This window comes from Methylomicrobium agile (assembly GCF_000733855.1).
Lineage (GTDB): Bacteria > Pseudomonadota > Gammaproteobacteria > Methylococcales > Methylomonadaceae > Methylomicrobium > Methylomicrobium agile.
The window spans coordinates 3,695,611-3,716,708 of record NZ_JPOJ01000001.1; the positions used below are offsets into that span (position 1 = coordinate 3,695,611).

Sequence of the window (21,098 nt, forward strand, 5' to 3'; positions counted from 1 at the left end):
TGCGTGTTTTCTAATTTTTGTTGATCAATTTTAAGCCCGGCGGCAATGTTTCGCCGAAAATCTGTTGTTCTTCTTTTTCATCGAGTTCTTTGTAACTTTCGACTAACTCGATCCAGGAAGATGGCGCCTTGGCGAGCCGGAGCTTCTCGACGACTTGGCGGTGCGTTTCTTCATCGACATCGCGGGCGCGGTCGCCACTCATCCGGGCGATCAGCGTCGCCGCGAAACCGGCCTGCGGAATTTTTTTCCAGTCGGCCTGGGCTATTTGCCGGAGCCAAAGTGCCGCGGTTTCGGGCGGGATGACATTGTGGCTGCTGCCGTGAAACGGCATCCGGCTACCGATACGGCCTACCGCCCACCAGGTCTGGTTCGATTCGCCGGGCTTTTGCAGGCGATTCAGCAGCCATTCGCCGAGCTGGATTTTTTTCTCGACCGGAAGGCGTTCGAGCACGGCCGCGAGCCGTACCATGTCGTCGAAACTGCGCACCTTCAACTGCTTGGCGACGCCGGGTTGGCGCGCGGAGGCCGGATTGATGTATTTGGCGATGTCGGCAAAAAGCTGTTCCTGCGCGGATTCGGTCAGACCGCCGGCGATCCGCCGCCACAGTGTCCACCATTCGGCCCAGTTCTGGATTTCGTTGACGAATTGTAGGTTATGCGGATACAGCTTCCAGAGCTGCTCGACGCGCCAGTCGTCCAGCGCGAAGCCGAAGCCGGGGCGCAGGCAGAACCCGGTCAGACTGAACCAGACCCGCTCATGGTGTTCCGAGCGTCTGCGGTATTTGGCGCCTTCGAGCAGTTCCGCGAACAGGGCCCTGAGCAGCGGCGTCCGCCAGGCGTCGCGCGCTTCGCCGAGAGTTTTTTCCAGGTCGGTGCGCAGGCTTTTGACCGCTTTCGGATCGACCGCTTTCGATTTCGAGCCGAACACGGCCCGGATTTGTTCGGCCGCTTTGTCGAACTGCGGCGGCAATGAAGCATCGGCGGGCAGTGCCGTTTGGCCGCGGGAGCGAATCTGGAATTCGACATTCCAGCGCCGGCTGTTGTCGTCCACGGATACGCATTCGATTTTCAGGGTGCCGATTTCGGTCTGCGTGACCGATAACTGAACGATTTCCTCGCTGCCCGTTTGGCTATCTTCGCTTTCGAAGGCGGCTGCCAGCGGCGGCAGCGAATGGAATTGTTCGGTGATGTCGGCGATGTCGCCCGGCTTATAAGGCGTATCCCCGGACATCGAGCATAGATGGAAGCGCACCGGCACGCCGAGACGCAATGCGAAACGGCGGTCTTTCAGGATCACCTCTTCGCCTTCCTCGCTGCCTTTCGGCAGGATGCAGACGCCTTGCTGCGCACCGGAGTCGGTATCGATCAGTAGGAAATAGCTGCGCGCCGCGCCGCCGCCAATTTTAAGTTTTTTCTCGCGTCGGGCCAGTGCGTAACTGACCGCCCCGAAGGCGACCGCGAGTTCCGGGTGGCGGTTTTCGAGCACGGTCAATTTGCCGTCGTTCCAGGACCGGCAGAGCGCCTCGATCCGTCGGCTCAGGGCCCGGCTGCGGAACACGCCGCCGTTGACCAGCAAGCCATCCGGCGCGCGGCCTCGGCCTTGTGTGGCTTCGCGCGCGGCGCTCTCGTGTAGTTTCAAAAACGCCGCGATATGCTTGCTGACCGCCGGTTCCGCCGCATAGGGGAGACCGAATTCGACGACGCCGCTACGTTTCCGGTCCGGCAAATCGTCGCAGCCCGATAATGGAAAAAAACCGTCCAGTGCAATCGCGCGGACTTCTTCGCGGCTCAAAGCGGCAACCCGGGAGCCGCCGATCAGCTTCGAGCCGCCGCCGAGCAGCGTAACGTTGACCTGCTCGGGCGCATCGTCGGCCAACAGGCGTTCCTTCGCAATCCGGCATTGTTCGAGTAATTGCGACAATTCGGCCGCGGACAGGCGCTGTTCGCCGCCGAGCAGCCGGCTTTCGGCCAGATGCGCGAGCGCCAGATCGATGTTGTCGCCGCCGAGCATCAGGTGGTCGCCGACCCCGATCCGGGTCAGTTTCGGCTCCGGGCACTCGTGCTCGACCTTGATCAGAGTCAGATCGGTGGTGCCGCCGCCCACATCGCAAATCAGCAGCAAATGCACATCGGCGAGTCGTTCGCCGATGTTTCCGGCATTCCGCCGGAGCCAGTCGTAGCAGACCGCCTGCGGTTCTTCGAGCAGCCGGACCTTGGGCAAACCGGCCCGCCGCGCGGCTTCGAGCGTGAGCGAGCGCGCCGCTTCGTCGAACGAGGCGGGCACCGTGATTACGATGTCCTGATCCGCAAGCGGCGCCTCCTTGAAATGGTGGCCCCAAACTTTGCGGACATGCGCGAGATAGCTCGCGCTCGCGTCGATCGGAGAGACTTTGCCGACGTCATCGCTGCCGCCCCAGGGCAGAATCCCGGCGCCGTGATCGACCGAAGGATGCGACAGCCAGCTTTTCGCGCTGGCGACCAGGCGTCCTTTGGTTTTTGCGCCGAGTACGCGCGCGGCTTCACCGATTACCGCGTTGTCCGCCTCGGCGGCAAACACGATATCCGTTGGCGACAGTTCGCCTTCGGCGGGATGATAACGGACCGACGGCAGCAGGGTCCTGGCCGCGACCTGGCCCGGTGCGGTCAACTGTTCGATCTCGAAGATCCGAAGGTTGGCGGAAGCTTCGCCGATTTTCGCATAGGCGACCACCGTATGAGTGGTGCCGAGATCGATGCCGACGAGGTACTGGGGAGAAGACTTTTGCACGTTGATTTTGTTATTTGTAATGCCAGAGTGGAGCGGGGCCGCCCATCGCGCGTCATTGCCCGACTTGTTCCCGCCTTATCCAAACAGGGCGGGAACTGCAATAAACGAAAAGACGTTCATACGGTGGTTCCCGCATAAAACCATCTATTCTAACCGATCTAACCGATTATTTCCGCGCTGATCAGGCCTTATCCGCGATAGGCCATTGGGTCTGGAAATCGCTCCGGCAAAAAGTCTGGCCGAGACGGAACGAGCGCGACCATCGGGGTTTCGGCAACGGTTTGAATCGCCTGGGAGGTTGTTCTTTTGCCAAAACTTCAAAAACTTTTTTTGTTGACGTACTGCCGATTATCAGTTTAAATATGCGTCTTTTTGCAGGCAAGCCCAGGTAGCTCAGTCGGTAGAGCAAAGGACTGAAAATCCTTGTGTCGACAGTTCGATTCTGTCCCTGGGCACCATTGCAGCAATTCAGATCGATTTATCCCCACAGGCTGGACATCAGCCATTGCCCAGGTAGCTCAGTCGGTAGAGCAAAGGACTGAAAATCCTTGTGTCGACAGTTCGATTCTGTCCCTGGGCACCATTTTTTCCTGCCAATGTGCTTTTGGGCCTTGTTGCCAGGGCCTTTTACTTTATATAATGAAGCCAGACTTTGCGATAGGTTGGCAAGTCGAATTTCTGATTTTCCATTTTCGTGGGTTTTTGGTATTCGCTTTCTACTTGGCTGCAGCGGAAATTTGCGGTCACGCCATCAGCCTTCGCCTTTTGTGCCTTCGCGCATGAATTCCTTTCACTCAGATAGCTCTCCAGCGATGATGACGGAACAATCAACATCCAGCCCGGCTCAAGCTGAGCAACCGGAACGGGACGGCTCCCCGCAGTCCATTCCTTCCACACCGTTATCCCCCGATCAAGAAATCGGCGGCTTTAAAGGGCCCGAGCCGACCCGCTATGGCGACTGGGAAAAAAACGGGCGCTGCATCGATTTTTAATCTTTCTTCACTCCGGGATCGAAGCCATGAACGCGCCACATCCAAGACCTCTTTCGCCCCATCTGCAAGTCTACAGGCTGCCGTTGACCGCTGTGCTTTCAATTACTCACCGGATTACCGGTGTCTTGCTGTCGGCCGGCCTCTTGTTTGTCGTCTGCCTGTTGTCGGCGCTGGCCGCTGGGCCCGAAGCTTACGCTTCGGTGCAGGCAGTCGCCGGTTCGGGGTGGATGCGTTTTCTGGGCTGGGCATTTATCTATGCCCTGTTTTTCCATTTGTGCCATGGCGTCAGACATTTGATTTGGGATGCGGGCCAGGGTTTCGAGGCCGGCACTTTGAACCGCTACGCCTGGATCGAACTGGCGGCTTCGGTGCTGTTGACGCTGGCGGTTTTTGTCCTTTCGAATAGGGATGGCTTATGAATTACCGAACGCCTTTAGCGAAAGCGCGGGGATTGGGAGCGGCTAAATCCGGGACCACGCGCTGGTGGATGGAGCGGGTCACTGCCGCGGCGCTGATTCCGTTGTCTTATTGGCTGGTCAAATTGATCGACTTGAGTGCGACTGCTCCCTATGCGGAAACCCGGTACTGGCTCGCCGTGCCGGTAAATACGGTTGGCGTGATCGCCTTCGTGGCGGCGGCGTTTTACCATGCGGCGCTTGGCTTGCGTGTCGTGATCGAAGACTACGTCGACCGCGAAGGTTCCAAGATCGTGTTGATCTGGCTGGTCAATCTGGGGGCCGCCCTGCTTTCGTTGATTGCTTTGCTGGCCGTATTTCGCACGCTACAGACAGGATGATCCATGACGGTTTCATACAAGATTATCGAACATGCCTATGACATACTGGTCGTCGGCGCGGGCGGTGCGGGCCTTCGGGCTACGCTCGGGATGGCCGAAAGAAACCTGAAAACGGCCTGCATTACCAAGGTTTTTCCCACTCGCAGCCATACCGTCGCGGCGCAAGGCGGCATCAGCGCGGCGCTCGGCAACATGGGGGAAGACGACTGGCGCTTCCACATGTACGATACGATCAAAGGTTCCGACTGGCTCGGCGACCAGGATGCGATCGAATACATGTGCCGGGAAGCGATTCCCGCGGTGATCGAACTGGAACATTACGGGGTGCCGTTTTCCAGGACGCCGGAAGGCAAGATCTACCAGCGCGCGTTCGGCGGTATGACCACCGGTTACGGCAAGGGACGCGCCCAACGCACCTGCGCGGCGGCGGACAAGACCGGCCATGCGATCCTGCACACCTTGTACCAGCAGTCGCTGAAGCACAACGCCGAATTCTTCGTCGAATTTATCGTGCTCGACCTGATCATGGAAGACGGCGCCTGTCGCGGGGTGCTGGCCTGGTCTCTGGATGACGGCTCGCTGCATCTGTTCAAGGCGCATATGACCGTACTCGCGACCGGCGGCTACGGGCGCAGCTATTTCTCCTGTACTTCGGCGCATACGGTGACCGGCGACGGCAACGCGATGGTGCTGCGCGCGGGCCTGCCGCTGCAGGACATGGAATTCGTGCAGTTTCATCCGACCGGCATCTACGGCTCGGGCTGCCTGATCACCGAAGGCGTGCGCGGGGAGGGCGGCTATCTGACCAATTCCGAGGGCGAGCGCTTCATGGAGCGCTATGCACCGTCCGCGCGCGACCTGGCTTCTCGCGACATCGTCAGCCGGGCGATGACGATCGAGATCAACGAGGGCCGCGGCATCGGCAGGCTGAAAGATCACATCTATCTGCACATCGAACATCTGGATCCGGCGATCATTCACGAACGTCTGCCCGGCATCGCCGAAACCTCGCGCATTTTCGCCGGCGTCGACGTGACCAAGGAACCGATTCCGGTCCTGCCGACCGTGCACTACAACATGGGCGGCATTCCGACCAACTACAATACCGAAGTCGTGACGCTGAAGGACGGCAATCCCGATCATGTGGTGCCGGGCCTGATGGCGATCGGCGAGGCGGCCTGCGTCTCGGTGCACGGCGCAAACCGGCTCGGTTCGAACTCGCTGCTCGACATCATCGTGTTCGGGCGCGCCGCCGCAATCCGCTGCGCCCAGTTGATCAAACCGGGCGATGCGCATAAGCCGCTGCGCAAGGAGGCGGCCGACCAGGCGATTGCCCGTTTCGACAAAATTCGCCATGCGCAGGGCGGTCGGCCGACCGCCGAGATTCGGCTGGACATGCAGACAACGATGCAGGCGAAGGCGGCCGTGTTCCGGACCCAATCGACCCTTGACGAAGGAATCAAGGCGATGGCCGAGATTCGCGCCTCGTTTGCGGATGTTTCCCTGAACGACCGTTCGCTGATCTGGAACACCGACTTGGTCGAAACGCTGGAGCTCGATAACCTGCTGAGCCAGGCGCTGGTCACGATTAGCGCGGCCGGCAACCGGAAGGAAAGCCGGGGAGGGCATGCGCGCGAAGATTATCCGAACCGCGACGATGCGAATTGGCTCAAACATACGCTGACCTGGCTGCCGGACAATCAGGTCAAAATCGACTACCGGCCGGTGCATCTCTATACCCTGACCGACGAAGTCGATGCTTTCCCACCGAAAGAGAGGATCTATTGATGGCCGAATTTACTCTGCCGAAAAACTCGCGCGTGCTGAAGGGAAAAACGCATCATGCGCCCGCTGGCGTCAAAAACATCCGCCGCTTCGAGATCTACCGGTGGGACCCGGAAACCGGCGAGAATCCGCGCATCGACGTTTATGAACTGGACGCGGAACACTGCGGTGCGATGGTGCTCGATGCGATCATCAAGATCAAGAACGAAATCGACAGCACCCTGACGTTCCGCCGCTCCTGCCGGGAAGGGGTTTGCGGTTCCTGCGCGATGAACATCGACGGCAAAAATACCCTGGCCTGCACCAAATCGCTCGATTCGCTGCCCGACACGGTAAGGATATTTCCGTTGCCGCATGCCCAGGTGGTGAAAGACCTGGTGCCCGACCTGAACCATTTATTCGCCCAATACGCCTCGATCAAACCCTGGATCGAAACCCAGACGCCGCCGCCCGCCGACAGAGAACGCCTGCAAAGCCGCGATGACCGCGCCAAACTGGACGGGTTGTACGATTGCATTCTGTGCTTCTGTTGCTCGGCGAGCTGCCCGAGCTATTGGTGGAACAGCGAGCGTTACCTGGGGCCGGCGGTGCTCCTGCAGGCCTATCGCTGGCTTAATGACAGCCGCGACGAAAATACCGGCGAACGTCTCGACGAACTTGAGGATCCGTTCAAGCTGTACCGCTGCCATACGATCATGAACTGCACCGATACCTGCCCGAAAAGTCTGAATCCGGCCAAAGCCATCGCGGAAATCAAGAAGCTCCTGCTGCAACGGCAGGAAGGTTGATGCGTTCGTTCGAAAAGCTGAAATGGCGATGCCGCCGAGGCGTCGTGGAGCTGGATATTTTGCTGCTGCACTATCTGGAAACGCATTATCTTCCGGCGGATCAGGATGAACGAAACCGGTTCGCCGGCTTGTTGGAGTGGGAAGACGACGAGTTGCTGGCGGTGCTGGTCGGCGGGAAAAAGCCCGTGGTTTCGGGTTTCGCCGCATTGATCGGCAAGATTCGGAACGTCACGGCTCTCTCATAGTCCCCAGGGCTCTGCGCCGGTGAGTCCGGAACCTGTCTAGAGCATTTTCGTTTCGGGTTTACGTTCATAAGCCATGCCGCTAAGTTAAGGGAAACTCGTCATTCCGGCAAGGATTGCCGGACGACTTGTAAAGATGCAGGCGTTAGAGCAACGCATGGAACGGTTGCCGAATCCAGAAGCCAAGGATGGCGGGTTCTCATACATCCCTGTCATCTGGATCTCGGCAATCCCTGCCGAGATGACGGCTTGACTTAACGGTATTGTGCCCCTACACGCGAGATGAAAATGCTCTAGCTAATCGATATGCAGAATGCTCGTCTTGTTGCAGAGCCGTAGCCCGGATCAGCTATGAAGCGCCGCCTGCTTCAAGTCGCGAGTGGGCGGCGCTCCAGTATGCCTTATCGGGATCGGGATGCCAGTCCGGCGACAATCCGCAGCGGCGCGCCGCTGCCTTTGGCTATTTTCATCGGCAGGGCCACCACATAAATGCCTTCGGCCGGGAGTTTCTCCAGATTGGCCAGGTTTTCGAAGCCGGGTTTGCTATGGCCCAACAAAATCCGATGCGTCTTGAAGTCTTTCGACTGGCCGTAATCGAGGCTCGGCGTGTCCAGTCCCGCCGCCTTGATATTTCTGTTCTCGACCAGCCACGCAGCCGCCGCCGGGCCGATGCCGGGAAAATGCAGTTCGGGTATCGCTTCGGGACCGGTTTTCGGGGTGCCGAAATAGCCGGCCCGGTCCGGGTAAAACGCTCCGTAGCCGGTCCTGAACAGGACAATCGTATTGTCCGGAATCGCGCCATGCTCCTTTTCCCAGTTCTGGATGTCCTCGATTCGGATCTGATAATCCCGGTCCGCCAGCGCCTTAGCTGAAACATCGATCATCACCGCGTCGCCAATCAGGCTTTTCAGCGGAATCCCGTCCACTGCCTGCCCGTTTTCCGCGAAATGGACCGGCGCATCCAGATGCGTGCCGCCATGTTCCGGCGTACAGAGGCTGTAGGAAGAGTAGTAATAGCCGAGCGGTGTTTTGCCGTCCGCATCGGTCACGTGCTCGAATCCTTTGGCATTATTCGGCCAGTACAAAGTGTTTTTATCGTAGCTATGGCTCAAATCGATCCATTCGAGCGAGCCGGACAATATGGCCGGGTCATGATGCCGTGCGCAGGCGGTAAGGCCTGCCAGAAATAAAAAGATCAGTTTTTTCATGGACGAAGAATGAGTAGTGTATATATTTTAAATTCTATACCTTTATACCATATAAAAAGCGGGCCGAACTCTGAACTGGAAATTATTGACGGAATCGTATTAATAAGTCAGCGGGGTTGTGTATCTGACTCATTCCTAACCGTTTCGTTAAAACAATGCTGTTCGAATTTAAGGTGCGCAATATGTTTAAAGTGAATATGTTTTTGAGATTGGGAGTTCTAGCCGCGCCGGCAAGTTTGACGATGGCGCTGACCGGCTGCAGTTCGGCGCCGCCTCGGGATACGCTGGCGAAGGCCGAGTTCGCGATACAGGACGCCGGCCGAAGCGGCGCCGAACAATTCGAGCCCGAACTTTTGACCAGTGCTCGCGCAAAACTCAATCGGGCCAACAAGGCCGTCGACGACGATGAAAACGACGACGCGCGCAGGTTGGCTCAGGAAGCCGTTGCCGAAGCGACATTAGCCAACGCCAAAGCCGCCGCGGCGAAACAGGCCAAAGAGGTGGATGACATGAAGAAGGCGATCGAGGCACTGAAAGAGGAATCTTCCCGACAAATCCAAGGACAGTAAACGAACCATTCGGAGGTGTACCGTGGCAGCACAAATTTTGTTTCAACCGGGTAAATGGTTGAGTATGGGGCTTGTCTTATCCAGCGGATTGATTACGGCTTGTGCGTCGAATCCTCCTATGGCTCTGGAAAGAGCGCGAGCGGACTATCAGCAAACGATGCACGACCCTGCCGTTCGGTCCTATGCTTCCGCCGACTTGTTCGCGGCGCAAAATCTGTTGCAGCAGGCGGAAAATACCTGGGAAGAGGACGAAGATTTTGATGAGACGTCGCACCTTTCCTATCTGACGACTCTCAAGCTGGCGCTGGCGCGGGCAAATGCCGAGCGAAGTGCCTCGGACAGAGACTTCAAAAACTTCAGCGCCCAGAAAGACCAGATACGCCTGGAAGCCCGCGATGCCGAAATTCAGAAACTGAAAGCCAGAAAGGTGCCGGAAGGCATTCTGGTGACGCTGGGGGACGTTTTGTTCGATACGGCCCGCGCCGATCTCAAACCCGGCAGTCTGCAGAAACTATATCCGCTCGTCGACTATTTAAGGCAGCATGCCGATACCATGGTAAAGATCGAAGGCTATACCGACAGCCGAGGTTCGGAGGCTTACAACGAAGAGCTTTCCTCTAGACGAGCGGAAGCGGTCAGGGACTTTCTGGCAGGTAACGGGATCTCGGCGCAACGCATGACGGTGCAAGGCATGGGGGAGAACTTTCCGATCGCTTCGAACTCGACTTCGGCAGGAAGGCAGCAAAACCGCCGCGTTGACGTCACCATCACCGATGCCTCGAAAGCGGGCGCGTCGATGCAGTAGGCCGAGAAGGCGCATTTGTTCCGCGATGTGCCAGGGGCGGCCGACGGGGGCGCGAAACGAACCCGCTTCAGCGGGATTCCATGTCCAGCGGCCGCCGGGACCAGAGATCGGCATTCCTGATGAATATTGTCGTCATCGAGATGTAGCCCGATGCCAAAGCCAGGATCAGGCTGGTCAATGCGACCGGAGCCGCAATGGTCGATAGACTCTCCCATCCCAATCCCGCGATCACCGCGCCGGCGGCGATCAGTTGAAACAAAGTCTTCAGTTTGCTCAGGCGTTCGGTCCGGATCATTACGCCCAGACAGGGCGCCATGCTGCGGAATCCCTGCACCGCAAATTCGCGCGCGAGCAGCAGCAACACCATCCACAGCGGAATCCAGGCCGGATAGCGGCAGGCCAGGAATACCAGCAGCACGTTGGACATAATCTTGTCCGCCAAGGGATCGAGAAACGCACCGACGTTGCTGACGCAATTGAGGCGCCTTGCCGCCCAGCCATCTACCAGATCGGTCAGACCGGCCGCCAGAAACAGGGCAAAAGCCCATCGGTAGTCGGCCGAATCCGTCTCTGCAAGGAGTCCCATCACGGGCAGCAGCATAACAATGCGCGAAAGCGTCAGTAGATTGGGAAGCCAAGTCATGAGTCAATCTCCAAAGAAGCGTTGACGATCGCGGTCTGGATGCATCCCGCAAATCGCAGGGCGAAGTTGCCGATCCGAAAGAATCCATAAATTACCATCATTGCGCCGGCCCGAGCAAACAATGGTATTTTCGAAGCGGAGCGGGCTGCCGTTGATGCGGAGGAAGAATTTTTTAAGCGGCCATCTTTGGAATGGCGGAAGAAAGGGTATATTATCAGGCCGTTGCCCGCGTTTCCCGACCGATTCAGTAGGGATAAAGGCTTGTTTATTTTAAATGATGCAGCGCAGGCGGCATTTCAACGCGAGAGTCGAAGGTATCGGCTAGCCATAGCCGAATTGTTCTTATGTGTGGAGGTTAATAATGAAAATAACAAAACGGCACGGACAAAAAACAGGAAGTTCCTGGAGTAGAGGACAAAGTTTAGTGTTGCGCTCGGCAAAGCGGGTGGTGCGGCTGGCGCATCTGCTGATGTTTGCCTTAATCTTGCAGCAGCCCGTTTATGCCCATCGGGGCGATGCAAACGATGCGGATCCGTGCAGAATCAAAGTCAGCAACGAGTGGATTCATTTCGCGGCCTATACGCCGACTTTCAGCGAAAACAAGAGCTACTGCAGATCGATACCGAAGGTCGGCATGACCAATCTGGTTTTCGATTACGAAGGCAAGCAGTTGCGCCATGTCAGCATCGAATTCGAAGTCACCAAGGAGCCGGAAGGCACGCGGATTTTCTATCGGCCGCCAAGCGCCAGCAAAACCGGTACGGTGGAAGGTGCGGTCGATTTCAACCAGTTCGGCGCCGGCAATTATCTGGTTCACGTGACCATCGACAACGATAACGAAAAAGTCGATACGCATATTCCGTTCTCGGTCGGCATCGAGGGCGACGAATCGTTCGTCAAGGTCAAAAAGTTCCTGTTTACGGTTGCGGTCTGCATCGTGATCGGCTATCTGTGCTTCAGGTATGCGCGGAGCGGAAAAAGCGGCCAGCCTAACTCGGCTTGAAACGGCGAATTCCTGACCTTTGAAAAAGGCCGCAGAAGCGGCCTTTTTTACTTAGAACAAGCCGGCGAACGGTTTCACCCAGACCGTCTCTCCGGCTTTTACGTTGCCCCTGTCGTGTTCCAGAATGATCAAAGCGTTCGCGAGGCTCATCGAACTCAAGATGCCAGAACCCTGATTGCCGGTGCTTCGAACTGTCCATTCGCCGTTTCGATCCGGGCCGATGATCCCTCGGGGGACTTCGGTGCGTCCCGGCTTCTTGCGCAGGTCGTCCAGCGTTCGGGCCCGGAAAACCGGCACGATCGGCTTGTTATCGATTCCGAGCATTTTTTCGAGCGCGGGCAGAACAAGGAGATAAAAAGTCACCATGACCGCGACCGGGTTGCCGGGCAACCCGAAGAATACCCCATTGCCGATCCGGCCGAAGGCAAGAGGGCGGCCGGGTTTGACCGCGACCTTCCAGAAGCCGATCCGTCCCGAAGCTTGCAGCGCGGTTTTGGTGTAATCGGCTTCCCCCGAAGAAACGCCGCCGGTCGAAACGATCACATCGGTGAACTCGGCGGCCTGATCGAAAGCGTTCAGCAGTGCGTCGGGCCGGTCTTCGACGATGCCGAGATTGATCACTTCGATATCGGGCCGATCGAGCGCCGCCCACAGGCTGTAGCGGTTGCTGTCGTAGAGGCCGCCCGCCTTGGGCGTCGTTCCGATACTGAAAATTTCGTCCCCGGTCGAGGCGATCGCGATCCGGAGTTTGCGGACCACATTGATTTCGGGAATGCCGAGTGAAGCGAGCAGGCCAATGTCGGGCGGGGTCAGCCATTTGCCCGGATAGAGGATCGTCTGGCCTTGACGGATGTCTTCGCCGGCCCGGCGCACGTTCTGGCCCGGCTTATGGCGTCCGTCGATCAGCACGGTATTGCCGCGCCGTTCCGCATGTTCCTGCATGACCACCGTATCGAGCCCTTCCGGCATCGGGGCGCCCGTCATGATGCGCAGGCATTGGCCGGGATTGAGCTTGCCCTGAAATGGTTCGCCGGCGTAAGCCTTGCCGGCAATCTCCAAAATGCGCGTGCCTTCCGCCGGCAAATCGGCCCCGTTCAGCGCATAACCGTCGACCGCCGAGTTGGTATGCCCCGGTACATTGAAATCGGCCGTGATGGCTTCGGCCAGGGTACGGCCGCGCGCATTTTCGATATTCACCCGTTCGTAGCCGCCAAGCGGCGGCGATGCGGCCAGAATGCGGGCCAGCGCATCGTTCAGCGGAATCAGTCCGGGTTCGTGGATGTCGCCGCAGGCGGGTTGGATTTTGATCATTTGCGTGTACTGGGTCCGGAGATCGGAACGCCGTTGCTCATGTAGCTCAGGAAATATTCGAGATTGCGCAGGACGGCGCTTTGCGCGGGCGGTGCTTCGGCTCTGATTTGCGTCAGGCATTCGCGAAAACGCCGGTGCAGGGTGCCCATTTCGCTCCATTTCAACCGGTAAGCCGGCCAGTTGGCGGTATGGCCGAGCGATGCGCCGAGGATTTCGGAACGGAGGCGCTTGCCGGCGTTTTGCACATGGCAGGTCGCGCAGGCGAAATTCAGTTGGCCGTGGCGTTCGTAATAAAAGTCCTTGCCTTGTTGATAAGCTGCTAGGGCACGCAGGTCGGCTTCAGGAATCACCGTTTTGATCGCTTTCCCGTGCGAGGTGTAGGCCATGTAGGCGAGCAGTTGGGTGATCTCGCCTGTTTCGGCGTCCAGCGGTTTTTCGCGGTTTCTTTCCCGGCAGTCGTTCAGCGCTTGGGCGAGCGTGACGACTTCGCCTTTGTCTTTATCCCATTGCGGATAGCGATGCGCGATACCGATGCCTTTATTCGGAAAACAGTCGGCATAGCGGCCGCCGGTTTGCGGAAAAGGCATATTGAACAGCTTTTCGCCTTGTTCGATCGCCTCTTCATAAGGCGGAAATTCTTCGATCGCCTGCCAGGATTCGCGCGCGACCGGGTCGATCGCATAGACGCCGTTGGCGTAATCGCTCAGGTGCAACTGCGGGAAGAGCCGGCGGTAATGTTCCCTGAATTGCTGCCGGTCTTGCTGCGGTGCGGCATGCAGGGGGAAAGCGACAAGCAGGAGGCCAGAGAGCAAAACGCTTTTCGTAGGGTACGCTGTGCGTACCTTTCTGAAATTTTGACACTTACGAAAGATTTGAAAAAGGTACGCACAGCGTACCCTACCTTCATTTGAGGACATGCTCTTCGCTGTCTTCATTGCCGAGATTGTCGATCCATTCGATCTTGATTTTGTCGCCGGGCTCGCCGCCTTTCAGCATGAACGCGAAATACGGGTCTTTCGAAATGCTCATGCCCACCTGGCAGTTCATGACCGTCTTGTCGTTGTGGCTCAACCTCAGTTCCCGGATGAAATGGGCCGGAATCGGTTGGTTCGTCTTCGGATCCTTGCTGCGGCCGGTTTCCATCGGGTGCGTGATCAGGGTCCGGATCTGAGTCTTGGCTTCGAGGCGTTTGGCGCGAATTTTGATGCTAGACATTTTTCAACCTCCGCAACCGCCGATCGTGACTTTGACCAGTTGTCTGGCGCTGTACAGGCCGCCAGAGGTTTCCGCGACCGCGATCACTTCGGAGGTCTCGGCCATTTTCAGGCGTGCCGAAACGACGGGATCGAGATCGGGCGATAGCTCGAAGCACGCGGCCAGCGGTACCGGATTTTTCGCCACGAAGATCGAGACGGTGCTGACGCCGGGCAGGGAACTGCTGACCGTGATCGGCACGATCGCGCCGTTTTCGGCGATCAGCGGAATCTTGATTTCGATGTCTTTGCTTTCGGTGATTTTTTGGTCCTTGAATGATCGTTTCAGCGATTCTTCGAGCGGGCCTTGTTTGAAGTTTTCGGCCCGCCATTCGGCGAATACCTTGAGCGGCGCAAACAGGCCCAAGGTCGAAGCCAGCGAATAGGCGCTGAAAGCCAGCGATTTTCCAAGGAAAGAGCGGCGGGTGGTCATGGCAGACTCCATAAATAGTCGACGATCCGGTCGATTTCGTCGGGAGTGAGAATCCTGTTTCTGCCGAACGGCGGCATACTGGTTTCGGGGTTGAAGCGGGTCGCGTTGAAGATCTGTTCTCGCAGCGGCGCTTTATCCTTGAAACGCGTTTTCAAAGCCGCCAGCGGTGGGCCGATATCGCCGGGCGATTCGCCGCCGTCGATCGCGTGGCAGGCTAGGCAGTTGCCTTTGTTGCGGTCGAAGGCCAACTGCTTGCCGTCCTTCAAACGATCTTCCGGCTTGTGAGCGGTAGGGGCGCAGGCGGCCAGTAGTCCGAACAAAACCAGTAACGGGAATTTCATTGGCTATCGAACAGGCGTTGATAGGCGTGGGCCGAAAGCTCCGGATCGCGGTCGAAAATACCGCCGATCACGGCCAGCAAATCGGCTCCGGCCGCGAGCAGCGCCGCGCCGTTTTCGGGCAGAATGCCGCCGATCGCGACGATCGGAATCGACAGCGCCTGCTTGGCCTGCCGAAGCGTATCCGGATGCGCGGGAGAAGCCAAAGGCTTCGTGCCGGAAGGGAAAAAACGTCCGAAAGCCGCATAAGTTGCGCCGTGCGCCTGGGCTTCCAGCGCCCGTTCGAGCGAGTCGTAGCAGGAAATGCCGATGATCGCATCGGTGCCGAGCCGCTCCCGGGCCTCGCGGATATGGCCGTCATTCTTGCCGAGATGCACGCCGTCGGCGCCGGCTTCCAGCGTCAGTCCGATGTTGTCGTTGATCAGCAGCGGGACTCGATGCCGGTGGCAGACCTTGACCAGTTCGCGGGCCAAAGTCAGCGCATCGTGGGGATGTTTGTCGCGGTATTGTACGACGACCGCGCCGCCGCGAATCGCGGCCTCGACTTCGGCGATGACCGTGGCCGGCGATTTGCCGTCGGTTTGGGTGATTGCGTACAGCCCGCGTGGAGGGAATCTCATACGCCCGCCTCCATCCAGAACAGGCGGTCCGGATTGTGCTGGCCCTTGCCGGGCGGATAGCCGTGCCGCAGCGCATTCCAGGTATATTCCTGCGCTTCGTAAGCGGCCTGTGCCGGAGTCAGCCCCTGGGCCAGAAGCCCCGCGATGCAGGCCGCCATCGTGCAGCCGGAGCCGTGATAGCTTTCGGGCAGCCGGTCCCAATGGAAGGTTTCGATACGGCGTCCGTCGTGATAGAGTCGGTTGCTGACCGTCGGCGTCGTTTCGTGCGCGCCGGTAACCAGTACATAGCGGCAGCCTTTTTCCAGCAAAGCCGGCCCGCATTCGTCCAGATCCACGAGCCCTGCCAGCTGGCGCGCTTCCTGACTGTTGGGCGTCAGCACGGTCGTACGTGGCAGCAGGAGATCGACGATCGCATCGATCAATTTCCGATCCGACATTTCCGCGCCGCCGCCGGCCGCGAGCACCGGATCGAGCACGACCGGAATGTGCGGATGCTGTTGCAGGATCGCATGGATCGCTTCGGCGGTTTTATGATGGCCGATCAGGCCGATTTTGAAGACCTTGACGTCCAGATCCGCCAACACGGTTTCGGCCTGGTTAATGATGTCTTCGGGGTTCTGCGGCAACAGCTTCTTGACGTTTCGAGTATCCTGCTCGGTCAGCGCGGTAATCACGCTCGCGGCATGGCAATGCTGGCTGACCAGCGTTTCGATATCGGCCTGCACGCCGGCCCCGCCGCTCGGGTCATGGCCGGAAAAGCAGAGTACGATAGGACGGGTGATCGACATAGCGAAAGGCAACAATTCAACTCAATTGCTTATTTTAACCCGAAAAGCCGATGGGAGGCAGTCGAGCGTACCATATACCCTACATAGCCCGGGCTGACAAGGGGTATCACGATAAGCGTTCGGCGGGTAGAACGAAAAGGGGAAGTGATGATCGACCAAATCCTTAATTCTATAACATGCGTTGCGACGTCAGTGGAGATGAACGTTCGATTGGGGTATTATCTAAAGCTTCAATTCCAAACATTAAGGTCCTTCGAGATTTATTATGCCCCAATACCGTTCCCATACCAGCACTTCCGGTCGCAACATGTCGGGTGCACGCGCCTTGTGGCGCGCCACCGGCATGAAAGACGAAGACTTTTCCAAACCGATCATCGCTATTGCCAATTCCTTTACTCAATTCGTGCCCGGTCATGTGCATCTGAAAGATATGGGCCAGCTGGTCGCGAGAGAAATCGAAAAAGCCGGAGGCGTGGCCAAGGAATTCAATACCATAGCGGTGGACGATGGTATCGCCATGGGTCATGAGGGGATGCTTTACAGCTTGCCTAGCCGCGACCTGATCGCCGACAGTGTGGAGTACATGGTCAACGCGCACTGTGCCGACGCCTTGGTCTGCATTTCCAATTGCGACAAAATCACCCCGGGCATGATGATGGCCGCGTTGCGCCTGAACATTCCTGTGGTGTTCGTGTCCGGCGGCCCCATGGAAGCGGGCAAGGTTAACTGGAGAGGCGAAATTCGCGCGCTGGATCTGGTGGATGCGATGGTGGAAGCGGCCGACGATCGCGTCAGCGACGAGGAAGTGGCTGCGGTGGAACGGTCCGCGTGTCCAACCTGCGGCTCCTGCTCAGGCATGTTTACGGCCAACTCCATGAATTGTCTGACCGAAGCGCTGGGACTCAGTTTGCCCGGCAACGGATCGCTGGTGGCCACGCACGCCGACCGCGAGCAGTTGTTCCTGCGCGCCGGCCGCCTGATCGTCGAACTGGCCAAGCGTTATTATGAGCAAGACGATGCCAGTGTGCTGCCGCGCTCGATCGCGACATTCGAAGCGTTTCAAAATGCCATGAGTCTGGATGTGGCCATGGGCGGTTCCACCAATACCGTGCTGCACTTGCTGGCGGCGGCGCACGAGGCTGGAGTCGATTTTACCATGTCGGACATCGATACGATTTCGCGGCGCGTGCCCTGCCTGTGCAAGGTCGCACCGGCTACACAGAAATATCATATGGAAGACGTTCACCGCGCCGGCGGCGTGATGGGCATTTTGGGGGAACTCGATCACGCCGGCGTCATCAATCGCGAAGTGCCGACCGTGCATAGCGTCACCCTGGGTACCGCGCTGGAACAATGGGACATTCAGCGTACCCGGGACGAAGCGGTCAAGACGTTTTTTCGCGCCGCACCCGGCGGAATACCCACTACGGTCGCCTTTTCGCAGTCCCGGCGCTATCCGGAATTGGACGACGACCGCGTCAACGGCTGTATCCGCGACAAAGCGCACGCTTATTCCCAGGACGGCGGCCTGGCGGTATTGCACGGCAATATTGCGCTGGATGGTTGCATCGTCAAGACGGCCGGGGTAGACGATAGCATCCTCAAGTTTACCGGCCGTGCCCGTGTCTTCGAAAGCCAGGATGCTGCGGTTACCGGCATTCTTGGCGATCAAATCCAGCCGGGCGACGTGGTTGTGATCCGGTACGAAGGCCCGAAAGGCGGCCCCGGCATGCAGGAAATGCTGTATCCGACCAGTTATCTGAAGTCCAAGGGCTTGGGCAAAACCTGCGCACTGCTCACCGATGGCCGTTTTTCCGGCGGCACGTCCGGCCTGAGTATCGGCCACGCCTCGCCCGAGGCGGCCGAGGGCGGCGCCATCGGTTTGGTGGAAGAAGGCGATACGATAGAAATCGATATTCCCAATCGCCGTATCCATCTGGCCGTGTCTGTCGAAGAGCTTGAGCGCCGCCGCGCGGCGATGATCGCCAAAGGCCCAAGGGCTTGGAAACCCGTCGGCCGCCAGCGCAACGTGTCGGCAGCGCTCAGAGCCTATGCCGCCATGGCTACATCTGCCGCCAGAGGGGCGGTGAGAGACGTGTCTCTGGTCGAGCGAAATTAACGAACTGCCCGCAGTACGCGGATGATGTCTACTGGAGCCGATTTCCTTTGGCTCCAGCAAATTTCCGAACTTGAATGATTTGTAAACCTTCCGCTCTCTGTCCGGCGAGAGCGGGGATTACCGAATAGATACACCCTGCAGGGCGCTAATGCGCCCACAAAAATTTTACGCTTTCTCGATCCCAGTCAATTCTTCCGGGCTGAAATCGTCCACCGTGATCGCCGCGAGCCGGGCTTTGTTGGCGGCGTCGATCAGGCCGGCTTCCAGTTCGGTGAGGAGGCCTTTTGCCAGGGCTTCGGCGGCGGCATGCGAGGGATCGCCTTTGCTTAGCAGCTTTTTCTTTTGCGCCTGGCGGATCTTCGCTTCGACCGGTGCGGCGGCGAGTATGGCCTTGAATGCGACCTCGATCCGGCCGGTCGGGTCGTCCGGCTGGTTGTTGATGTAAATGCCGTGGGTCAGGCGGTCGCGCGCGGGCGATTCGCTTAGAAGAACCGACGCAGTTTGGTGAATCAGCCGCTCGCCGGGCGGCAGGCAGGGTTTGCCGAGCGGGAAGACGAACAGGCGCAGCAGCCAGACGGCAGGGCGCATCGGCAGCTTCCACAAGATTTCCGTCAGGGCTTGCTGTGTTTGATACAGGCTCTGTTGGCAGGCCCAGTCCAGCAAGGGCAGGTCGTCTTCGCTGCCGCCTTCGTTCTGGTAGTGCTTCAGTGCGCAGGAGCACAGATACAGGCTGCCGAGCGCGTCGGCGAAGCGGCCGGACAGCCGTTCCCGTCGCTTCAGGGCGCCGCCCAGCGTCAACAAAGCAAAGTCTGCCAGTAGCGCGAAACCGGCGCTGAAACGGGCGATTTTCCGATAATAGCGCTTGGTGTGCCTGTCGCCGGGCATCGAAGCCAGGCGGCCACCACTCAGTCCGAACCAGAAGCTGGCAGCCAGGTTGCGCATGAAAAAACCGATGTGTTCGAACAGTATCCGGTCGAATTGTTCGGCGGCGGCTTCGGCATCGCTCCGGTTCAAAACGGCCATTTCCTTTTGAATGTAAGGATGGCAGCGGATCGCGCCCTGGCCGAAAATCATCATCGTGCGGGTCAGGATGTTCGCGCCTTCGACGGTGATGCCGACCGGAATCACCTCGTACAGACGGCCGAGATAGTTCCGCGGCCCCAGGCAGATGCCGGAGCCGCCCTGGATGTCCATCCCGTCGTTGATCACCTTGCGCATCCGCTCGGTCAGTTCGTATTTCAGAATCGCGGAGATCACCGACGGCTTTTCGCCCTGGTCGAGCGCGGCGCAGGTGACCTTGCGCGCGGCGTCCATCAGGTAGGTCTGGCCTGCCAGGTGCGCGAGCGGCTCTTCGACGCCTTCGAATTCGCCGATCGGCACGTTGAACTGTTTGCGGATGCGCGCATACGCGCCGGTATTGCGGCTGGTGAATTTGGCGCCGCCGACGCTGAGCGCGGGCAATGAGATCGCGCGTCCGGTCGCGAGGCACTGCATCAGCATTTTCCAGCCGTTGCCGATCTGATCGATCCCGCCGATCACCCAGTCCATCGGAATGAATACGTCCTTGCCCCCGTTCGGGCCGTTCTGGAAGGCGGAGTCGAGCGGAAAATGCCGGCGGCCGATCGATATGCCCGGCGTATGGGTCGGAATCAGTGCGAGGGTGATGCCGATATTTTCCCTGCCGCCTATTAAATGGTCAGGGTCGTAGAGTTTGAACGCCAAACCCAAAACGGTCGCGACAGGGCCAAGCGTGATGTAGCGTTTTTCCCAGTTCAACCGGATACCGAGGGTTTTTCGGCCTTTGAAGTCCTGGTAACAGACGATGCCGGTATCGGGCATCGCGCCCGCGTCGCTTCCGGCGTGCGGACCGGTCAGCGCGAAGGCCGGAATTTCCTCGCCGTTCGCAAGACGCGGCAGATAATGGTTTTTTTGCTCCTCGGTGCCGTAGACCAGCAGCAGCTTCGCAGGCCCGAGCGAGTTGGGTACCATTACGGTCACCGCGGCGGTCGAGCTGCGGCTCGAAAGCTTCATCACCACTTCCGAATGCGCCATTTCGGAAAATTCGAGGCCGCCGTAGCGCTTCGGGATGATCATCCCGCAAAATTTTTCGCGTTTGATGTAGTCCCAGACTTCCTGGGGCAAGTCCATCCGGTTGCGGGTGATGTCCCAGTCGTTCAGCATCGCGCACAGGGTTTCGACCGGCCCGTCGATGAAAGCCTGTTCCTCGGCGGACAGGCGGGTGGGGGGCAGGTCCTGCAGCATTTTCCAGTTCGGCTTGCCCGAGAACAGTTCCGCGTCCCACCAGACCGTGCCGGCTTCGAGCGCTTCCCGCTCAGTCTGCGACATCGGCGGCAAGGCCGCTTTCATCAGTTTGAACATCGGCCGGCTGATCCATTTCATGCGCAGGGTATTGATGTTCAGCGGCATGAAGATGAGCAGATACAAAGCCCATAAGCCCTGGCTGAAAGGCGTTACGCCATAGGCCAATAGGTAGGCCATCAGCCACAGGCCTATCACCCAGGTGGCCATCAATAAGGAAGTGCGCCGGTAGCAGACTGCCAATACCAGGGCGATTAAAGCAATGAACCAGAGCATGACGATTTCTCCTGTTGCTGTCGGAAGCGCCGCGTTTACAGAC

The 21,098-nt window shown here is 58.5% G+C and carries 21 protein-coding genes and 2 tRNA genes; 12 read left to right on the forward strand and 11 right to left on the reverse strand.

Translation table 11 applies throughout. From position 1 onward, the window contains the following. Positions 1-10: 10 nt before the first annotated feature. The gene (locus tag CC94_RS0117240) at positions 11-2,767 is read right to left on the reverse strand and encodes an Hsp70 family protein (RefSeq protein WP_005371915.1); all 2,757 of its coding nucleotides are present in this window, start codon (positions 2,765-2,767) and stop codon (positions 11-13) included. Positions 2,768-3,149: 382 nt separating this feature from the next. Between CC94_RS0117240 and CC94_RS0117245 the strand changes: the two genes are divergently transcribed. The 8 genes from CC94_RS0117245 to CC94_RS0117280 all read left to right on the forward strand — a co-directional run bounded on the left by CC94_RS0117245 (position 3,150) and on the right by CC94_RS0117280 (position 7,373). Further along, positions 3,150-3,225 (forward strand) — tRNA-Phe (locus CC94_RS0117245). A gap of 49 nt (positions 3,226-3,274) precedes the next feature. Continuing rightward, positions 3,275-3,350, forward strand: a tRNA-Phe gene (locus CC94_RS0117250). A gap of 196 nt (positions 3,351-3,546) precedes the next feature. After that, complete coding sequence (locus tag CC94_RS23240) at positions 3,547-3,759, forward strand: DUF1674 domain-containing protein (protein ID WP_245549333.1); 213 nt, start codon at positions 3,547-3,549, stop codon at positions 3,757-3,759. 26 nt (positions 3,760-3,785) lie between these two features. Beyond that, positions 3,786-4,178, forward strand: coding sequence for a succinate dehydrogenase, cytochrome b556 subunit (gene sdhC, locus CC94_RS0117260; RefSeq protein ID WP_005371917.1), 393 nt, complete (start codon positions 3,786-3,788; stop codon positions 4,176-4,178). After that, the gene (gene sdhD, locus CC94_RS0117265) at positions 4,175-4,555 is read left to right on the forward strand and encodes a succinate dehydrogenase, hydrophobic membrane anchor protein (RefSeq protein WP_031431636.1); all 381 of its coding nucleotides are present in this window, start codon (positions 4,175-4,177) and stop codon (positions 4,553-4,555) included. Before sdhC ends, sdhD begins: the two co-directional genes overlap by 4 nt. Positions 4,556-4,558: 3 nt before the next feature. Next, the gene (gene sdhA / locus CC94_RS0117270; RefSeq protein ID WP_005371927.1) at positions 4,559-6,343 is read left to right on the forward strand and encodes a succinate dehydrogenase flavoprotein subunit; all 1,785 of its coding nucleotides are present in this window, start codon (positions 4,559-4,561) and stop codon (positions 6,341-6,343) included. Next, positions 6,343-7,128 carry a succinate dehydrogenase iron-sulfur subunit gene (locus CC94_RS0117275; RefSeq protein WP_005371929.1) on the forward strand — a complete coding sequence of 262 codons (786 nt, stop codon included), beginning with the start codon at positions 6,343-6,345 and terminating at the stop codon, positions 7,126-7,128. The genes sdhA and CC94_RS0117275 overlap by 1 nt, the downstream gene beginning before the upstream one ends. Further along, positions 7,128-7,373 (forward strand): FAD assembly factor SdhE, encoded by a 246-nt coding sequence (locus tag CC94_RS0117280; protein ID WP_005371931.1) that lies wholly within the window; start codon positions 7,128-7,130, stop codon positions 7,371-7,373. Before CC94_RS0117275 ends, CC94_RS0117280 begins: the two co-directional genes overlap by 1 nt. A 398-nt stretch (positions 7,374-7,771) precedes the next feature. Here the strand turns inward: CC94_RS0117280 and CC94_RS0117290 are convergent, their stop codons facing one another. Further along, positions 7,772-8,578 (reverse strand): cyclase family protein, encoded by an 807-nt coding sequence (locus tag CC94_RS0117290; protein ID WP_005371933.1) that lies wholly within the window; start codon positions 8,576-8,578, stop codon positions 7,772-7,774. 182 nt (positions 8,579-8,760) lie between these two features. Here CC94_RS0117290 and CC94_RS0117295 point away from each other — a divergent pair, with 182 nt between their 5' ends. Both CC94_RS0117295 and CC94_RS0117300 read left to right on the forward strand, forming a co-directional pair. Beyond that, positions 8,761-9,147 carry a DUF4398 domain-containing protein gene (locus CC94_RS0117295; RefSeq protein WP_245549334.1) on the forward strand — a complete coding sequence of 129 codons (387 nt, stop codon included), beginning with the start codon at positions 8,761-8,763 and terminating at the stop codon, positions 9,145-9,147. Between the two features lie 118 nt (positions 9,148-9,265). Continuing rightward, the gene (locus CC94_RS0117300; protein WP_245619778.1) at positions 9,266-9,952 is read left to right on the forward strand and encodes an OmpA family protein; all 687 of its coding nucleotides are present in this window, start codon (positions 9,266-9,268) and stop codon (positions 9,950-9,952) included. A 67-nt stretch (positions 9,953-10,019) separates the two neighbouring features. On the opposite strand, the gene pgsA is transcribed toward CC94_RS0117300, so the two are convergent. Next, positions 10,020-10,595, reverse strand: a complete 576-nt coding sequence (gene pgsA, locus CC94_RS0117305) for a CDP-diacylglycerol--glycerol-3-phosphate 3-phosphatidyltransferase (protein ID WP_005371937.1) — start codon at positions 10,593-10,595, stop codon at positions 10,020-10,022. A gap of 361 nt (positions 10,596-10,956) precedes the next feature. On the opposite strand from pgsA, the gene CC94_RS0117320 reads away from it, so the two are divergent. Next, on the forward strand, positions 10,957-11,598 hold the full coding sequence (locus tag CC94_RS0117320) for a hypothetical protein (protein ID WP_005371938.1): 642 nt from the start codon (positions 10,957-10,959) through the stop codon (positions 11,596-11,598). A gap of 51 nt (positions 11,599-11,649) precedes the next feature. Here CC94_RS0117320 and moeA read toward each other — a convergent pair whose 3' ends face one another. The 7 genes from moeA to thiD form a co-directional block, all read right to left on the reverse strand. Beyond that, positions 11,650-12,909, reverse strand: a complete 1,260-nt coding sequence (gene moeA, locus CC94_RS0117325) for a molybdopterin molybdotransferase MoeA (RefSeq protein WP_005371939.1) — start codon at positions 12,907-12,909, stop codon at positions 11,650-11,652. Then, positions 12,906-13,721 (reverse strand): sulfur oxidation c-type cytochrome SoxA, encoded by an 816-nt coding sequence (soxA, locus tag CC94_RS0117330; RefSeq protein WP_031431640.1) that lies wholly within the window; start codon positions 13,719-13,721, stop codon positions 12,906-12,908. The genes moeA and soxA overlap by 4 nt, the downstream gene beginning before the upstream one ends. Before the next feature lie 91 nt (positions 13,722-13,812). Continuing rightward, on the reverse strand, positions 13,813-14,124 hold the full coding sequence (gene soxZ, locus CC94_RS0117335) for a thiosulfate oxidation carrier complex protein SoxZ (RefSeq protein WP_005371943.1): 312 nt from the start codon (positions 14,122-14,124) through the stop codon (positions 13,813-13,815). Positions 14,125-14,127: 3 nt separating this feature from the next. Further along, entirely contained in the window at positions 14,128-14,595 is a 468-nt protein-coding gene (gene soxY / locus CC94_RS0117340) for a thiosulfate oxidation carrier protein SoxY (protein ID WP_031431641.1), read from the reverse strand. Beyond that, positions 14,592-14,936, reverse strand: a complete 345-nt coding sequence (soxX, locus tag CC94_RS0117345) for a sulfur oxidation c-type cytochrome SoxX (protein WP_031431642.1) — start codon at positions 14,934-14,936, stop codon at positions 14,592-14,594. Before soxX ends, soxY begins: the two co-directional genes overlap by 4 nt. After that, the gene (gene thiE, locus CC94_RS0117350; RefSeq protein ID WP_031431643.1) at positions 14,933-15,553 is read right to left on the reverse strand and encodes a thiamine phosphate synthase; all 621 of its coding nucleotides are present in this window, start codon (positions 15,551-15,553) and stop codon (positions 14,933-14,935) included. Before thiE ends, soxX begins: the two co-directional genes overlap by 4 nt. Beyond that, complete coding sequence (thiD, locus tag CC94_RS0117355; RefSeq protein ID WP_031431644.1) at positions 15,550-16,341, reverse strand: bifunctional hydroxymethylpyrimidine kinase/phosphomethylpyrimidine kinase; 792 nt, start codon at positions 16,339-16,341, stop codon at positions 15,550-15,552. Before thiD ends, thiE begins: the two co-directional genes overlap by 4 nt. A 265-nt stretch (positions 16,342-16,606) precedes the next feature. On the opposite strand from thiD, the gene ilvD reads away from it, so the two are divergent. Next, on the forward strand, positions 16,607-18,460 hold the full coding sequence (ilvD, locus tag CC94_RS0117360) for a dihydroxy-acid dehydratase (protein WP_031431645.1): 1,854 nt from the start codon (positions 16,607-16,609) through the stop codon (positions 18,458-18,460). 165 nt (positions 18,461-18,625) lie between these two features. On the opposite strand, the gene CC94_RS0117365 is transcribed toward ilvD, so the two are convergent. Continuing rightward, on the reverse strand, positions 18,626-21,055 hold the full coding sequence (locus tag CC94_RS0117365) for an acyl-CoA dehydrogenase (protein WP_031431646.1): 2,430 nt from the start codon (positions 21,053-21,055) through the stop codon (positions 18,626-18,628). Between the last annotated feature and the right edge of the window lie 43 nt (positions 21,056-21,098).

Coding starts and splice junctions, on each gene's coding strand:
- CC94_RS23240 (WP_245549333.1), top strand. CDS start 3,547: ATGAATTCCTTTCACTCAGATAGCTCTCCAGCGATGATGACGGAACAA.
- sdhC (WP_005371917.1), top strand. CDS start 3,786: ATGAACGCGCCACATCCAAGACCTCTTTCGCCCCATCTGCAAGTCTAC.
- sdhD (WP_031431636.1), top strand. CDS start 4,175: ATGAATTACCGAACGCCTTTAGCGAAAGCGCGGGGATTGGGAGCGGCT.
- sdhA (WP_005371927.1), top strand. CDS start 4,559: ATGACGGTTTCATACAAGATTATCGAACATGCCTATGACATACTGGTC.
- CC94_RS0117275 (WP_005371929.1), top strand. CDS start 6,343: ATGGCCGAATTTACTCTGCCGAAAAACTCGCGCGTGCTGAAGGGAAAA.
- CC94_RS0117280 (WP_005371931.1), top strand. CDS start 7,128: ATGCGTTCGTTCGAAAAGCTGAAATGGCGATGCCGCCGAGGCGTCGTG.
- CC94_RS0117290 (WP_005371933.1), bottom strand. CDS start 8,578: ATGAAAAAACTGATCTTTTTATTTCTGGCAGGCCTTACCGCCTGCGCA.
- CC94_RS0117295 (WP_245549334.1), top strand. CDS start 8,761: ATGTTTAAAGTGAATATGTTTTTGAGATTGGGAGTTCTAGCCGCGCCG.
- CC94_RS0117300 (WP_245619778.1), top strand. CDS start 9,266: ATGGCTCTGGAAAGAGCGCGAGCGGACTATCAGCAAACGATGCACGAC.
- pgsA (WP_005371937.1), bottom strand. CDS start 10,595: ATGACTTGGCTTCCCAATCTACTGACGCTTTCGCGCATTGTTATGCTG.
- CC94_RS0117320 (WP_005371938.1), top strand. CDS start 10,957: ATGAAAATAACAAAACGGCACGGACAAAAAACAGGAAGTTCCTGGAGT.
- moeA (WP_005371939.1), bottom strand. CDS start 12,909: ATGATCAAAATCCAACCCGCCTGCGGCGACATCCACGAACCCGGACTG.
- soxZ (WP_005371943.1), bottom strand. CDS start 14,124: ATGTCTAGCATCAAAATTCGCGCCAAACGCCTCGAAGCCAAGACTCAG.
- soxY (WP_031431641.1), bottom strand. CDS start 14,595: ATGACCACCCGCCGCTCTTTCCTTGGAAAATCGCTGGCTTTCAGCGCC.
- soxX (WP_031431642.1), bottom strand. CDS start 14,936: ATGAAATTCCCGTTACTGGTTTTGTTCGGACTACTGGCCGCCTGCGCC.
- thiE (WP_031431643.1), bottom strand. CDS start 15,553: ATGAGATTCCCTCCACGCGGGCTGTACGCAATCACCCAAACCGACGGC.
- thiD (WP_031431644.1), bottom strand. CDS start 16,341: ATGTCGATCACCCGTCCTATCGTACTCTGCTTTTCCGGCCATGACCCG.
- ilvD (WP_031431645.1), top strand. CDS start 16,607: ATGCCCCAATACCGTTCCCATACCAGCACTTCCGGTCGCAACATGTCG.
- CC94_RS0117365 (WP_031431646.1), bottom strand. CDS start 21,055: ATGCTCTGGTTCATTGCTTTAATCGCCCTGGTATTGGCAGTCTGCTAC.